General features: G+C 59.1%; 12 protein-coding genes. 1 reads left to right on the top strand and 11 read right to left on the bottom strand.

Annotation, left to right across the window (positions count from 1 at the left end):
• Positions 1–18: 18 nt before the first annotated feature.
• A complete protein-coding gene (ytvI, locus tag IRT44_RS10450; RefSeq protein ID WP_171565736.1) occupies positions 19–1,143 on the top strand; it encodes a sporulation integral membrane protein YtvI in 1,125 nt (374 codons plus the stop codon).
• Between the two features lie 44 nt (positions 1,144–1,187).
• Here the strand turns inward: ytvI and IRT44_RS10445 are convergent, their stop codons facing one another.
• The 11 genes from IRT44_RS10445 to IRT44_RS10395 all read right to left on the bottom strand — a co-directional run bounded on the left by IRT44_RS10445 (position 1,188) and on the right by IRT44_RS10395 (position 15,574).
• A complete protein-coding gene (locus IRT44_RS10445) occupies positions 1,188–1,586 on the bottom strand; it encodes an FxsA family protein (RefSeq protein WP_371808889.1) in 399 nt (132 codons plus the stop codon).
• A 1-nt stretch (position 1,587) separates the two neighbouring features.
• Positions 1,588–2,019, bottom strand: coding sequence for an acyl-CoA thioesterase (locus tag IRT44_RS10440; RefSeq protein ID WP_171565737.1), 432 nt, complete (start codon positions 2,017–2,019; stop codon positions 1,588–1,590).
• A 152-nt stretch (positions 2,020–2,171) separates the two neighbouring features.
• Positions 2,172–4,427 (bottom strand): ribonucleoside-triphosphate reductase, adenosylcobalamin-dependent, encoded by a 2,256-nt coding sequence (gene nrdJ, locus IRT44_RS10435; protein WP_171565738.1) that lies wholly within the window; start codon positions 4,425–4,427, stop codon positions 2,172–2,174.
• 368 nt (positions 4,428–4,795) lie between these two features.
• Complete coding sequence (pyk, locus tag IRT44_RS10430) at positions 4,796–6,550, bottom strand: pyruvate kinase (protein WP_230076631.1); 1,755 nt, start codon at positions 6,548–6,550, stop codon at positions 4,796–4,798.
• 42 nt (positions 6,551–6,592) lie between these two features.
• Positions 6,593–7,552, bottom strand: coding sequence for a 6-phosphofructokinase (gene pfkA / locus IRT44_RS10425; protein WP_171565740.1), 960 nt, complete (start codon positions 7,550–7,552; stop codon positions 6,593–6,595).
• A gap of 247 nt (positions 7,553–7,799) precedes the next feature.
• Positions 7,800–8,756 carry an acetyl-CoA carboxylase carboxyl transferase subunit alpha gene (gene accA / locus IRT44_RS10420; protein ID WP_171565741.1) on the bottom strand — a complete coding sequence of 319 codons (957 nt, stop codon included), beginning with the start codon at positions 8,754–8,756 and terminating at the stop codon, positions 7,800–7,802.
• Positions 8,757–8,758: 2 nt separating this feature from the next.
• A complete protein-coding gene (gene accD, locus IRT44_RS10415) occupies positions 8,759–9,667 on the bottom strand; it encodes an acetyl-CoA carboxylase, carboxyltransferase subunit beta (protein WP_171565742.1) in 909 nt (302 codons plus the stop codon).
• Positions 9,668–9,688: 21 nt separating this feature from the next.
• Positions 9,689–9,871, bottom strand: coding sequence for a glutamate decarboxylase (locus tag IRT44_RS10410; protein ID WP_230076630.1), 183 nt, complete (start codon positions 9,869–9,871; stop codon positions 9,689–9,691).
• A gap of 104 nt (positions 9,872–9,975) precedes the next feature.
• Positions 9,976–10,647: a FadR/GntR family transcriptional regulator gene (locus tag IRT44_RS10405; RefSeq protein ID WP_171565744.1), complete on the bottom strand. Its 672-nt coding sequence runs from the start codon at positions 10,645–10,647 to the stop codon at positions 9,976–9,978.
• A gap of 96 nt (positions 10,648–10,743) precedes the next feature.
• On the bottom strand, positions 10,744–11,988 hold the full coding sequence (locus tag IRT44_RS10400; protein WP_171565745.1) for an NADP-dependent malic enzyme: 1,245 nt from the start codon (positions 11,986–11,988) through the stop codon (positions 10,744–10,746).
• Positions 11,989–12,145: 157 nt separating this feature from the next.
• The gene (locus IRT44_RS10395; RefSeq protein WP_230076629.1) at positions 12,146–15,574 is read right to left on the bottom strand and encodes a DNA polymerase III subunit alpha; all 3,429 of its coding nucleotides are present in this window, start codon (positions 15,572–15,574) and stop codon (positions 12,146–12,148) included.
• Between the last annotated feature and the right edge of the window lie 208 nt (positions 15,575–15,782).

The raw sequence follows: 15,782 nt of genomic DNA, 5'->3' as shown, positions 1-15,782 counted from the left end.
CCAGAAAGGAGAACGCGTTTGAATCGGGAAAACTGGGTGGAACGCCTCTTTCAACTGCTTCGATTAATCTGGGTCTGTCTGCTCGTGTACGCGGGCTTCAAGCTGACCCAATTTGCATTACCCTTACTTTACCCATTTCTCATCTCGTTAGTCATCGCGCTGATCATCCACCGACCGGTCACCTATCTGACGAAAAAGGCTCGGATCCCCCGTTGGCTGTCGGTGACCGTCGCGCTGCTTCTGCTGATGGTGCTTACCGCCGGCGTCGTCACCCTGGTCGTCACCGAGACGGTCGTCGAGATCGGGGAACTGGCCAGACAGCTGCCCGGGTTTGCCAACGAGCTGGGCACGTACCTGCAGCGGACGATCTCCCAAGACTTCCTGATGGGGTTGTACAACCAGGTGCAATGGTTCTACGAGCAGCTAGACCCCAGTTACAAGGAAAAGATCGACAGCACCGTGGGCAAAGGGATCACCTCGATCACCCAGGCCGGTCAGCACCTGATCGTGCAGTTCCTGGAAGGGCTGAAAAACCTGCTCCTCTCGCTGCCGAACCTGGCGACTGTGCTGGTGATTTCGATCTTGGGCGCCTTCTTCATTGCCAAGGACTTCTTCCTCTGGGAAGCGCGCTTCCGCCGCCTTATGCCAAAGGGCGTAAACAAACGGCTGAATCAGATTTTCAAAGACCTGAAAGCCGCGCTGTTCGGCTTTGGCAAGGCGCAGCTGACGCTGATTTCGCTCACCGCCGCGATCGTGATTGTCGGCCTGTTGATCCTGCGCGTCGAATACGCCATCACCATCGGGCTGATCACCGGTCTGGTGGATCTGCTTCCGTATCTGGGCACAGGGACGGTCTTTATCCCCTGGATTGTCTATCTCTTTTTCAAAGGCAACTACAGCCTGGTGATCGGCTTGTCGATCCTCTACGCGATCGTGTTGATTTTCCGTCAGATCATCGAACCCAAGGTGGTGGCGGAAAACGTCGGTCTCGACCCACTGCTGACGCTGGTCGCCCTGTTCGTGGGCCTGAAACTGTTCGGCTTTCTCGGGCTGATCATCGGTCCCGTCTCACTTGTGCTGATCAATGCACTGGTGAAGGCGGACGTCTTTTCCGACATCTGGCGATACATCAAGGGCACGTAAAAAGGAGGCGCCATTCCTCCTTTTTTTCGTGTCCTGGCGCCGATTTACCTGCGGAAAAGGATGTGCACGCGGCCGCTGGAGATGAGCGACCAGAGCCAGCGCTTCAAGAGATGGCGCACGATTAACCGCGTGTAGGGGATGAGAAACAACAGCCCGAACAGGTCGGTGAAAAAGCCCGGCGCCAACAGCAGCACTCCACCCGCGAGAATGAGCGCGCCGTCGATCAGCGCTTCCGTCGGCATCTGGCCGCGCGAGAGCTGGAGCTGCAGCAGCCGAAGCACCTGCATGCCCTGCCGTTTGGCCAGCCAGGCGCCAACCAGTCCGGTCAGGATCACCAGCGCCACCGTGTTCCAGCCGCCAATCACTTTGCCTACCGCGATCAGACCCCACAGCTCAATCGCCGGCACGACGACAAACAAGACCACAAGGATGCGAAACAGCATGCTACGCTCCTCCTTCGTACTGAGCCAGGAGCCAGGCATAGACGTCCGGTTCCGCACGGGAGAGACGAATCGGTTTCATCGTCGGCGTCGTGAAGGCGTGCATCGTTTTGCCGGACACCAGCAGCGTCTCGTCCGGGATGCGGTACACCTCGTAGGCAAATGTCAGCCGCACCGGCGTCAGCTCTTCGATCCGCGTGCGTATTTCCACCCAGTCATCGTACCGCGCCGGCAGCTTGTACCGAAGCGTCGCCTCCGCGACCGGCAGCAGCACCCCTTTTTCCTCCAACTCGCGATAGGTTAGCCCCGAGTGGCGAAGAAACTCCGTCCGCCCCACTTCAAACCAGGTCAGATAGTTGGCGTGATAGACCACGCCCATCTGATCCGTTTCGCCGTACCTCACCTGCAGTCGGTGAGTATGTACAACCGCACTCAATGCAACCGCCCCTTTCTCCTGTTATTGTACCACAGTCCTGCGATAAAACCTGCTTTCCGCCGCCTCCTTTCCCTTGCGGACGGACAAAAAAACCGGCGAAGAACGAAGCAGTTCGTTTCTTCTCCGGTTTTGGTTGCTGTAATACGGGGGCGTTAGCGGATCGGGCACGCGCCGCCTTCGCACGATTCCGCCGTCACCAGGTCGGAATCGCCGCCGTTCTCAAACTGCTGCAGGATGGCCGGGTCAAACGGCTTCATCGACGCTTTCAGCGCTTCATACTCCTCTTTGGTGCAGGCTTCGTACGGAGCAAGCTGGTACGTGCCCCCGTCGAGCTGCAGGAACGACACACCGACGAAGTTGTCCCAGTTGGAGTAGACGATCTCTTCCACCTCGCCCCACTCTTCCGGCCGAACCGTAATCGTGTTGGAGGAGTTGTGCTCCGTATACTCTTTCTGGAAGCGGAAATAGGTCTCAAACTGCCGTCTGGCGCTGACCTGTTCCTTGGTCTCCTTGGCTCCGGAAGCCACCGGAAAGTCGATCACCAGCGTACGGGCGTTGGCCATGCGCTCCTCGTGGGTGTCGCCCGGCGTGCCCACTTCCGGATGGACTCTCCAGCCCAACGCCTGAACCGCTTTTGCCAGCGGATCTTCGGCGTTGATCCGAATGCGGCGGATGTAGTACGGCGAGTGGGACCAGTGCAGACCGCTGGATACACCGCCGGCCACCTGGGAGAGCGTGCCCTCCGGCTTCACCGTGGTCACCAACAGCGGCGCGTTGACGCGCAGCTCGTATGCGTAGCGATTTGCTTCCTCACGCGCAGCTTTACCGAGCAGACGAAGCAGTTCCACCTCCTGCTCCTCGGTGTATCCGAGCGAAGCGATGGCGTCCTTTACTCCGGTCAGCGACGTGCCGAGCAGACGGTCACGCTGCTGCACCCTGTCCCAGTGAGGCAGTTCCAGCGTCACCAGCGTCATGCGCAGTCCGGCGCGGGCCGATCTGCGCTGCGCGTCCAACAGGCCGTCCAGATCCAGGTATTTGGAGCCATCCGGGCTTTCCTTGACGAACTGCACCAGATTGACGGTGGTCAGGTTGCACACGCCGTAGGAGTCGAGCAGAATTTCCGCACACGGGTTGAGCCCCTCCGCGTTAGGACGGCGCCGGTTGGCCTCTTCCAGGTTGATGAAGCCCGGCTCGCCTTCCATCTGCATCATCGTAAAGACGAGGTGCAAAAATTCCCGGCTCGGCTGTTTCGTGAAGGCAATGGAGTTGTTGGACATGCGGCGATGATCCAGTCCAAAGCGGCCGTCTCCCACCTTTTGAATCGTGTCAAACCAGGACGGCTTCCGATCGCCCAACAGTTCGCCCACCATGCGGTGATGAGCGAGCTGCTCTTCTGTCCAAAATCCGTTGATGCCGTATTTGGCAAACAGGCACTCATAGTCGTCATGGTCAAACAGGAAGATCTCCGCCGTACGGCGTACGCCCCCCACCACGACGTTGGCTCCGATCAAGTTGCCGATGTCGAGAATGTGGATCGGACGCACCTTTCCGTAGCCCTTCTCGTCGCTTTCAATTGGCTCCAGATACGGATCGATTTTGTTTTTCAGCACCTTGTCGATGCCCTCAAACATTTCGCGAAGCGGTTCGTGGCCGCTGGCCGTACCGCCGAAGCGCTTCAGCCGCTCCCCTTTGGGGCGGACGCTGTTGTAGGAGATTTTCACAGTATGGATGTGCTCATATTCCTTTTTCGTCAGGATGTCCAGGTAGAGGCGCAGCGACTCGACCCAGCCTTCCTTGCTGTCACCGACGTAGATTTTGGCAAAGCCGTTTTCCAGCACTTTCAGTTCGGAGCGCTCCAGCCGCTGGTGTTTGGGCAGGGGCTTGTACTCCGAGGAAAGCAGGGTAACATTGGTGCGGATCGGCGAGAGTCCTGCCGCCATCTCCTTCGTGCACTTGAAGCCGACGCCTGTTCCCACCAACAGCAGGTAGAACAGGTCGCACAGATCCTCCCAGGATTTGATGTTCAGGAATGAACAGTTGAAATTGGCCAGCGGATACAAATCAGCTACGCCGTTTTCCGCTCCGCCCACCCAGAGGGTGCGGCCGGACAGGAACTGTCTGAGATTGAACATGTTATCAAACAGTCCTTCCGCTTCCTTCTCCAGTTCCTGCAGATCAGGGGTCAGCCCAATCTTTTGCAGATGCTGATAGGCCAGCTTGATATTGTAATCCACCGAACGGCGACAGGTTTCTTTCCAAGTCTCCCGTCTGCCTTTTTCCGGAAGAAAACGGGAATACGTCCGATAATAAACGAATTGTCCCAGTGCATTCATGTGCGGCGGGAAATCGGGGTAACGGTCCAGAAATTCATCCCGCAAAAAACGGGTTCTCGTCTCTGTAGCCAACATGTCGGTTCCTCCTTCAATACTATCATCTCTAGTTAACCCCTTTTCCCGCAAAAACTCAATAGTTTTTTCTATATGTTGTGTGCAATATTTTTCGACAACACAATATGTAGTGTTTTTGTGAAAAAAGGGACTTGACAAGGCTGTTCGCCTGCCGGGAGAAAACACGCTCACGAAGTCCTCATTTTAGCAGATTTTTTGTCGTTTTTCAGCCCCCCTCCTGCACTTAGCGTGCCCGAAAAGAAAACCGCCCTGTCCACCGTGCAGTATGGACAGGGCAGAACGATGAGGCATATCGAAAAAGCGGCATGACAAAACGAGGGGGACGCGTTCCATCCCCCTCCCAGATTCAGGGTATTTATAGCAATTCTTTACAGCACCCTGGCATGTCCAGTGTAAATGTGGCCGTGTTCGGAGTCGACTGTGACGATTTGACCGTCTTTCAGCAGTTCCGTAGCACGCGTGACGCCGACGATGACCGGGACGTTGAGGTTGAGCCCGACAATGGCGGCGTGAGAGGTGAGTCCGCCCTCTTCGGTAATGACCGCGCCCGCCTTTTCAAATGCGCCGATCATGTCCGATTCCGTTCCAATCGTCACGAGGATGCTGCCTTCCTGCATCTTCTCCAGCGCTTCCTTCGCCGAGCGTGCAACCACGACCCGGCCGGTCACCACCTTGCGCCCGATGCCTTGTCCCTTCGCCACAATGTCGCCGATGACGTGAATTTTCATCAGGTTGGTGGTGCCTACTTCACGCACCGGCACGCCCGCCGTGATGACCACGAGATCACCGTGGCGGACATACCCCGCCTCCAGCGACTGCTGCACGGACAGCTCCAGCATTTCGTCAGTCGTATTGGCCATTGGTCCAAGCACCGGGTAGACCCCGTTGACGAGCGCGAGACGGCGCACCACTTCAGCGTGCGGCGTAACTGCGACGATCGGCGCTTTGGGACGGTACTTGGAGACCATGCGCGCGGTATGACCGCTCTCCGTCGCCGTGATGATGGCCGCCGCATCCAGGTCGAGCGCGGCGTTGGCCACGGCCTGGCTGATCGCGTCTGTAATGGTCACCTGCTTTTGCACAGCCTGGTTGTACAAAATCTCCCGGTAATTCAGTTCCTGCTCCGCTCTGAGCGCAATCCGGTTCATCGTCTCCACCGACTCTACCGGATATTTGCCGGCTGCCGTTTCGCCGGAGAGCATGATCGCGTCCGTGCCGTCAAAGATGGCGTTGGCCACGTCGCTTGCCTCCGCCCGGGTGGGGCGAGGATTGCGCTGCATCGAGTCGAGCATCTGCGTCGCGGTGATGACCGGTTTGCCTAATTCGTTGCACTTCTTGATCAGTTTTTTCTGCACCAGCGGCACTTCCTCCGCCGGAATTTCCACGCCCAGGTCGCCGCGGGCCACCATCAGTCCGTCGGAAACGGCGAGAATTTCGTCTACGTTGTCCACGCCTTCCTCGTTCTCAATCTTGGCGATGATGTCAATGTGAACGCCGTGGCGTTCCAGAATTTCGCGAATCTCCAGGATGTCGGCGGCCTTGCGCACAAACGAGGCAGCGATAAAATCGACGCCCTGCCGGATGCCGAATTCGATATCCTGTGCATCCTTTTCCGTAATCCCCGGCAGGTTGATCTTGACGCCCGGCACGTTGACGCCCTTTTTGCTTTTCAGCGTGCCGCCGTTCTTGATGCGGCAGATGATCTCATGCCCCTCTACCGCTTCCACGGTCAGACCGATCAGCCCGTCGTCGATCAGGATCGTGTCGCCCTTCTTCACGTCGCGCGGCAGATCGGCATAGGTGATCGAGATGCGTTCCGCCGTGCCGGGCACGTCCTCTGTGGTCAGCACGATCGTCTGGCCCTCCTGCAGTTCCACTGCATCCACGGCCAGCGTGCCGGTGCGGATTTCCGGTCCCTTGGTATCCAGCAGGATGGCCACCTGCTTGCCCGTCTCCCGGGCCGCCTGCCGGATGTTGGCGATCCGGGCGGCATGCTCCTCGTGGGAACCGTGGGAAAAGTTGAGCCGGGCCACGTTCATGCCGGCGTGGATCAGTTTTTTCAGAGTCTCGACCGACTCGCTCGCCGGTCCGATGGTACATACGATTTTCGCCTTACGCAGCACTGTGCGTCCCTCCTATGAAACAAGCTGTCAATATACGCCGTACTAAATGGACAGCGTGCGCGCCAACTGATAGATGGACAAGTCGAGCTGGTGCTTTTGCGCCAACGCATCCTTGAAATCGACGTCGACGATCTGGTTGTTGCGGATGCCGACCATTCGGTCCCGCTTTCCTTCCAACAGCAGGTCAACGGCCGCCGCCCCCATGCGGCTGGCCAGCATGCGGTCAAACGCAGTCGGCGAACCGCCCCGCTGGATGTGGCCGAGCACGGTCACCCTGGTTTCCCAGCCGGTCCGCTGCTTGATTTCCTCTGCGTAGGTGGCAGCGCTGCCGACGCCTTCCGCCACGATGATGATCGAGTGCTTCTTGCCGCGGCGGTTTCCAGCGTGCAGCCGTTCGATGATGTCGTTCATGTCATGGTCTGCTTCCGGAATGATAATTGATTCCGCACCTGCCGCCAGACCGGCCCACAGCGCCAAATCTCCGGCGTCGCGCCCCATTACTTCGATGATGTAGGTGCGCTCGTGCGAAGTGGCGGTGTCGCGGATTTTGTCGATCGCTTCCACAATCGTATTGAGCGCGGTGTCAAATCCGATGGTGAAATCGGTACACGGAATGTCGTTGTCGATGGTGCCGGGCACGCCGATGGTGGGAATGCCTTTCTCCGTCAGCTTCTGCGCCCCGCGGAAGGAACCGTCGCCACCGATCACGATCAAACCTTCGATGCCGTGCTCGTGCAGTTGGCGTACCGCCTTCTCCTGTCCTGCCTCTGTTTTAAACTCTTCACTGCGGGCCGAAAAGAGGATGGTTCCTCCCCGATGGATAATGTCCCCGACTGACCCCAGCGTCATCTCCTGGATATGGCCGCGCATCAGCCCTTCGTACCCGTGGTACACTCCGTACATCTGCACGCCGTGATAGGCGGCACGTCGAACGGCGGCGCGAATCGCCGCGTTCATCCCCGGAGAATCTCCGCCACTGGTCAATACTGCGATTTTCTGCATGGAAACCACCTCTCCTGTCCTAAACAAAGGCCCAACGACCCTTCTTATCGTCATTAGCATGTCTTGAAACAGAAACAGTATGTGCCAAAGAGCCTTTGATACATGCTGTATCAGTTCCGGATTTATATCTGTTACACTCATTGCGGAATATGTGCCATACTTTTTGAATGATCTGACAAATTCCGCGTCCGAATACGATTTTAGCAGATTTTTCGCGCAGAAAAAAGCAAAAAACGCCTCCTCTGGATCAGAAGGAGGCGTAGGCACCAATCTGTTTAAACTTCTCGTAGCGATCCTGTATCAGTTGTTCCGGACTCAACCGGTCGAGCTGTTCCAGTCCTTCCAGCAGCTTCGCCTTGACCCGGCTGGCCTGCTGGACCACATCGCGGTGTGCCCCACCAAACGGCTCCTCGATGATCCCGTCGATCACACCCAGCTCCAGCAGGTCGGGCGCGGTAATCTTCATCGTTTCCGCCGCGCGCATCGCCAGGCTGGCGTCCTTCCAGAGAATGGCCGCCGCCCCTTCTGGCGAAATGACCGAGTAGGTGGAGTTTTCCAGCATGTAGACGCGGTTGCCGACGCCGATCGCCAAGGCGCCGCCGCTGCCGCCCTCGCCGATCACGACGCAGATGATCGGTACGCGGAAGCCGGCCATCTCCCGCAGGTTGCGGGCAATCGCTTCACTCTGGCCGCGCTCCTCAGCCGCTTTGCCGGGATATGCCCCCGAGGTGTTGATAAAGCAGATGATCGGGCGGCCGAATTTGTCCGCCTGCTGCATGATCCGCAGCGCCTTGCGGTAGCCTTCGGGATGGGCCATGCCAAAGTTTCGGCTGATGTTTTCCTTGGTGTCTTTTCCTTTCTGGTGGCCGACCACTGTGACCGGACGGCCGTCCAGTTTGGCAATGCCGCCGACAATCGCCAGATCGTCGCCAAAACAGCGGTCACCGTGCACTTCCAGAAAATCTGTGAAAATATGATGAATGTAGTCCAAAGTCGTGGGCCGCTCGGGGTGGCGGGCGATCTGCACGCGCTGCCAAGGCGTCAGATTGCCGTAAATCTGCTCGGCCAGGTCCTTGGCCTTTTTCTCCAAACGAACAACTTCATCGGAAAAATCAATTCCTTTTTCCTCGGTAAACCTGCGCAGTTCCTTGATCTTTTCCTGCAGTTCCACCAGCGGCTTCTCAAAGGGAAGTTCGCCTGCCATTTCTACACTCCCTCCCGAATCGTGTGCAGCTCGACGATTTTTGCCAGCGTGGTCCGCATGTCCTTGCGATGCACCACCATGTCGAGCTGTCCGTGCTTCAGCAGGAATTCCGCCGTCTGAAAATCTTTCGGCAACTCCTGGCGAACCGTCTGCTCAATCACGCGACGGCCGGCAAACCCGATCATTGCGCCCGGTTCGGCGATGTTGTAGTCGCCGAGCGAGGCGAAGCTGGCGGTCACCCCGCCGTATGTCGGGTTGGTGAGCACGGAGATGAACAACAGCCGCTCCCGGTCCAGCCGGGCCAGCGCCGCGCTCGTCTTGGCCATCTGCATCAGGCTGAGCACGCCCTCCTGCATCCGCGCACCGCCGGACGCGGAGAAAAGGAGAAACGGCAGTCGCCGCTCCACGGCCCGCTCGATCGCCCGGGTGATCTTCTCGCCGACGACCGAGCCCATGCTGGCCATCCGAAAGCGGGAGTCCATCACGCCGATGACGATGCGGTTGCCTCCCAGCACGCCCTCGCCGGTGATGACCGCCTCGTTGAGATTGGTGTTTTTCATGTCTTGTTCCAGCTTCTCCAGATAACCGGGAAAGCCGAGCGGATTGGCGGTGATCAGGTCTGCGTCGAACTCCTCGGTCAGCTTCCCGTCATCCAGGAGCGACTGGATGCGCTCGGGAGCGGACATGGGGAAATGGTACTGGCAGCCTTTGCAGACGCGCAAATTTTTCTCCAGGTCCTTGGAGTAGTGGATGCTCCCGCAGTGCGGGCATTTATTCATCAGTCCCTCGGGAACTTCCTTTTCCTTGGGTCCCGTCACAGTGGCGCCGTCCGCGCCGGCGGGAACGCGCGCAATCGTCTCCGCAGGGACAGTCGCGAACTTTCGCTTCTTCCCGAACAGGTCTTTAAGCACAGTTACACCTCACCTTTCTGGTCAGTGAAGGATCGTGCCGAGTATTTCCTGGACTTCGTGAACTTCGCTTTCGGGCACGAGAATTTCGTACTGCTTGGAAATTTTCGCCTCGCGTACCTTGACCAGGAATCCTTCATCTGTCAATCGTTGCTGTATCCGTTCCGCTATTTTTGCGCTAGGAGCGATGTAGATGACCGTCCACATGCTGGCAACCTCCTTCAGCGTCCAAAACAGGTCTGCCTCATCATATCACAGCGCCAGCGCTCGTCGCAAATCAGCAGAGGGAACGGACTAGGCGGGACGCACGACTAGAGCTTGCTGTTTTCCAGGTGCTCGCGCATTCTCTCCACCGCCAGTGCTTCGTCTCCCTCGCGAATGGCTTCCATGATCCGACGGTGCTCCGCCAGCGCGGTGCGGGCCCGACCTTCGCGTCCCAGCGATTCGCTGCGGACGCTGTCGCTGTACTCGACGAGCGGTGCCCAGATGCGATGCAGAATGGAGTTGCGGCTGGAGCGGCAGATCACGCGGTGAAACTGGTAGTCTTCCTCGGTGGGAACCTCGCCGCGCTCCACGCGCTCCTCCGCCGCCGCCAAGATCCGCTCCATCTCGTCAAAGTGCTTGTCTGTGGCACGCCGGCAGGCCAACCGCACCGCTTCCAGCTCCAGAATTCGGCGCATTTCGATCAGGTCTTTTTTCGTCTTGTAGTCCCGCAGGATAAAGTAGCCGAGAATGTCAATCAGGCGGTTGTGTCGGTAGTGCTTCAAAAAGGTGCCTTCTCCCCGGCGGGTTTCAATCAGTCCCAGCAGTTCCAGGGCTCGAAGCGCCTCCCGGACGGAAGAACGGCCCGCTCCCAGTTGTTCGGACAGCTCCCGTTCGGACGGCAGCTTGTCGCCGGGGCGCAGGTTTTTTTCCCGAACAATTTCATGGATCTGCAGCAGAATGCCTTCGTACACTTTTCGTTCTTGCGCAGAACCGAGCACTTTTCACCCTCCTCATTGACTGTCTACGGCGAAGCACCCTCCTGACCGCGCACACGGTTGGGAGGGTGTTCTTCGTTGTTTCCCGTACGGCCGGGATTACGCCTTTTGCAGCGAGATGGCGGCCAGTTTTGCCGTTCTTTCCTTGACCTCTTCGGGATCGACGGTAATGCGGGCCACGCCGCTTTCCATCGCCGCCTTCGCCACCGCCGCTGCCACGTGGGGAGCGACGCGCGGGTCGAACGGTGCCGGAATCACCTTGTCAGCAGACAGCTCTTCCGGCGAGATCAGATTGGCGATGGCGTAAACCGCCGCTCGTTTCATCTCTTCGTTGATGTTGGTGGCGCGGGTATCCAGCGCACCGCGGAAGATGCCCGGGAACGCCAGGACGTTGTTCACCTGGTTGGGGAAGTCGGAACGGCCCGTGCCCACCACGGCAGCACCCGCCGCTTTTGCTTCGTCCGGCATGATTTCCGGAACCGGGTTGGCCATCGCAAAAATGATCGGATCGCGGTTCATCGACCGGACCATCTCCTGGGTAACGGCACCGGCCACGGATACGCCGATGAACACGTCGGCGCCCTTCATCGCTTCAGCCAGATCCCCTTGCTTTTTGCTGCGGTTCGTAATTTTCGCCATTTCTTCCTTGACCGGGTTCATGCCAAAGGTACGGCCTTCGTACACGATCCCCTTGGTGTCGCACATGATCACGTCTTTGACGCCCATGGACAGGAGCAGTTTGATGATGGCGATGCCTGCCGCTCCCGCCCCGTTGGTGACCACGCGGACATCCTCCAGCTTTTTGTTCACCACGCGCAGAGCGTTGATCAGACCGGCGGCGGTCACGATAGCCGTACCGTGCTGGTCGTCGTGGAAAATCGGGATGTTGGTTTCCTTTTTCAGGCGCTCCTCAATCTCAAAGCACGCAGGCGCGGCGATGTCCTCCAGGTTGACGCCGCCAAACGTCGGCTCCAGCAGTTTCACCGTCTCCACGATCTTGTCGACGTCAGTGGTGTTCAGGCAGATCGGGAAGGCGTCGACGCCGGCAAACGACTTGAACAGAACGGCTTTGCCTTCCATGACCGGCATGGCCGCTTCCGGACCGATGTTGCCCAGTCCGAGCACGGCGGTACCGTCACTGACCACGGCCACCAGGTTGGCTTTCATCGTGTAGTCGTATACTTTGGACACGTCGTCAAAGATTTCCTTGCACGGCTCTGCCACACCCGGCGAATACGCCAGGCTCAGGTCGCGGGCATTGCGCACCGGCACCTTGGTAACCGCTTCCAGTTTCCCTCTGTGCTTCCGGTGAAGTTCCAGTGCATCCTCTCGCAAATTGGACACAAGTACCACTCCATTTCATGTCTATCTGGTATCGCTCTGATTCACTTATCTATATCGAACCTAAGTGGTCAGACCACTTTTTTGGGTATGTCCCCATTATAACAAAACCCATTCTCCTGTAAAGCCGCCGAAAACGGCGAAAAAGGGAGGACTTGGTTCATCCTCCCCAGTTTACTGGCAATTCTTTTTGAATTACGCTGTCACTTCCCACAATTTCTCGCGCTTGCTCCAAAAAGGCAGCATCCACCTCTACGCGAATCGCGTCCGGCAGGCGGATTGTCTGCTTTTTTCCTTCGTAGTACAGGACGACGGGAATCGTTCCTTTTTTTTCGACAAACAAGCGCTGCAGCCGGTGCAGTGTCGAATCGCGCTCCTGTTCCGGCGTAATTTTGACAAACAGCACGGGCTCTGTCGACGGCCTGGGCAGTGCTTCAACATCCCACATGCGGGAGACCAGCAGCTTCACCGTATCGTCCTGATGATCCACCCGTGCTTCCACAACGACGATCCGCTCCCGCTTCAGCAGGTCGATGTATTTGGCGTACACCTTTGGAAAGACGACCATCTCCACCTGGGCGGTTTTGTCCTCCAGCGTGACGAAGGCCATCGGTTCCCCTTTCTTGGTCTGAATCCGCCGCTCTTCGACGATCATGCCCACCACTTTCACCGTCTGGTCCCGGGCGCACTCCGCCAGCGCAGAGACGGCGTGCACCTCCGGCCGGTTGAGCAGGTGGGCGAACTGGTCCAGCGGATGTCCGGACAGGTAGACACCAAGCAGTTCCCGCTCTTCTTTCAACTGCTGGCTGCGCGAAAACGGTGGCACATCGGGGTACTCGGACGGCAGGCGCACAGGCTCTGCTCCGTCTTCGCCGGCAAACAGGTTGAGCTGGTCGGCGTCCCGCTCCTGCCGCCTGCCCGTCGCTTTGCCCATCGCCTCGTCCAGCAGCACCATGAGCTGGCTGCGGTGACCGGGCAGCGAATCCAGCGCGCCGCACAGAATCAGCGATTCGACCACCCGCCGGTTGACCAGCCTGCCGTCCACCCGGGCGCAGAAGTCAAACAGGTCGCGGTACGGACGTTTGGCCCGCTCCTGCACGATCGACTCGATGGCGCCGTAGCCGACGTTTTTGACCGCCGCCAGTCCGAAGCGGATCGCCTCCTTTTCCACGGTAAAAAAGGCCTGACTCTCGTTTACGTCCGGGGGCAGCACGGTCAGCCGCAGCCGCCGCGCCTCTTCAGTGTACTCGGCGATGCGCGTCTGGCTGCCGATGGAAAGCGACAGCAGCGCGGCCATGAAGGCGAGCGGGTAGTTGGCCTTCAGGTAGGCCATCTGGTAGGCGATGATCGCGTAGGCGACCGAGTGCGCCTTGTTGAAACCGTAGTCGGCGAAGCGGACGATCAGGTCGTAGATTTCGTTGCCGAGCCGCTCCCCGTAGCCCTGTCTGACGCAGCCGGCGACGAACTTCTCCCGCTGCTCGGCCAACAGTTCCCGTTTCTTCTTGCCCACCGCCCGCCGCAATATGTCCGCCTCGCCCAGGCTGAACCCGGCCAGCTTGGAAGAGATCTGCATGATCTGCTCCTGGTAGATCATGAAGCCGTGCGTTTCTTTCAGGATCGGCTCCAGATCGGGGTGGGCGTAGTGCACCTGGGTTTCGCCGTGCTTGGCCCGGATGTACTGCGGGATAATTTCCATCGGCCCCGGCCGGTAAAGGGCGAGCACGGCGACAATGTCGGCCAGGCTGGTCGGCTTCAGCTCGCGCAGCACGCTGCGGAACCCCGCCGATTCCAGTTGAAAGATCCCCGTCGTCTCGCCGCGGCTGAGCATCCGGAAGGTCTTGGCGTCGTCGGGGGGAATCCGCTCCAGGTCGAGGTCGATCCCCTGTTCTCGCAGATGGCGCAGCGTTTCCTGAATGATCGTCAGGTTGCGCAGGCCGAGAAAATCCATCTTTAACAGACCGATCTCTTCCAGCGCTTCCATCGGATACTGGGTCAAAGCCAAGCCTTCGCTGCCGGTCTGCAGCGGCACGTACTCGGTCAGCGGCTCCGGTGCGATCACTACGCCGGCCGCGTGCGTGGAAGCGTGGCGGGGCAGCCCCTCGACGCCCCTGGCCGCTTCGATCAACTGCTTCGCCTGGCCGTTCGTCTCGCACAGCTTGCCCAACTCTGGATTGAGCTGGAACGCCTTGTCGATGGTCATGCCGGGAGACTGCGGGATCATTTTGGCCACCCGGTCCACCAGGCCAAGCGACAGCCCCAGTGCCCGCCCCGCATCGCGGACAGCAGCCCGTGCCGCCATCGTGCCAAACGTGATGATCTGCGCCACCCGGTCATGACCGTACTTGTCGGCCACGTAACGGATCACCTCGTCCCGCCGCTCAACGGAAAAATCAATGTCGATGTCCGGCATCGTCACCCGCTCCGGGTTGAGAAACCGTTCAAACAGCAGGCTGAAGCGAAGCGGATCAACATTGGTGATCTTCAGCGCATAGGCCACCAGGCTGCCCGCCGCCGAACCGCGTCCCGGCCCGGTCGGAATGCCCTGCTCATGGGCGTGGCGCATGAAGTCCCAGACGATCAGAAAGTAATCGGTAAAACCGGTCCGCGTAATGATCGCCAGTTCGTGTTCCAACCGCTCGCGCACCTCGGGCGTGATCTCGCCGTAGCGCTCGCGGCAGCCTTGTTCGCACAGTTCGCGCAGGAAAGTTGTCGGTTCCTGTCCGGCAGGCAGGGGAAACCTGGGCAAAATGTGCTGGCCAAACGACAATTCCCACTGACAGCGTTCGGCGATGGCGGCCGTGTTGGACAGCGCTTGCGGCGCATAGGCAAACAGGCGGGCCATCTCGTCGCCGCTTTTCAGGTAGTACTCGTCGGTCTCGTAGCGGAATCGGTTCTCCTCGTCCACCGTCTTGCCCTCGCCAATTGCCAGCAAAATGTCATGCTGCCGGTGCTGCTCCCGGTAGACGTAGTGCACGTTGTTGGTGGCGACGAGCGGAATGCCCGTCTCCCGCCCCAGATGGAGCAGCCGCTGATTCAGCCTGCGCTCGATCTCCAACCCGTGATCCTGCAGTTCCAGGTAAAACCGGTCAGCGCCGAACACCTGCTGATACCAGAGCGCCGCCTGTCGGGCTCCCTCGCTGTCGCCGGCGAGCAGCAGCCGGGCCACCTCCCCCTCCCGGCAGGCGCTCAAAGCGATCAGCCCCTCGCTGTAGTGGGCCAGCGCCTCCTTGTTCAGCCGGGGGAGGATGAAGTGGCCCTCCGTGTTGGCCAGCGTTGCCAGCTTGAGCAGATTGCGGTAGCCGCGATCGTTCTCCGCCAGCAGCACGAGATGGTACGGTGCGGGGGCATTGCGCACGCGATCCTGCAGGTTTCCTTCGATGACGTACGCCTCCATGCCGATAATCGGCTTGATGCCTACGTCCCGGCAGGCCTTGTAAAACGGCACGGCGCCGTACAGGTTGGCGTGATCGGTCATCGCCAGGGCCGGCATGCCCAGCTCCGCCGCCCGGCGCACCAGTTCCTCGATGCGGGCCGCGCCGTCGAGCAAACTGTATTCCGTGTGCACATGCAGATGGACAAAGGGGGTCATCGCGTTCCTTCCTCTCTTGTTCCGTCCCGTTGTCGTTTTCTTTCATTATACTTCATCCCGCCCCTGTCAGGGCAGGCGTGGGCTTTACAATCCCTTGCCGCATGGGTATAGTGAAGATAGGGATTCCCTTGCCAGCAACGGCCGTCGAACGGGAATCAAATGAAAGAGACCGAAGCGTTGCCGCGCTCCGGTCATCGCACAATAGACG

Source organism: Brevibacillus sedimenti (assembly GCF_020923495.1).
Taxonomy (GTDB): domain Bacteria; phylum Bacillota; class Bacilli; order Brevibacillales; family Brevibacillaceae; genus Brevibacillus; species Brevibacillus aydinogluensis.
This window is presented reverse-complemented; position numbering and strand designations above follow the sequence as displayed.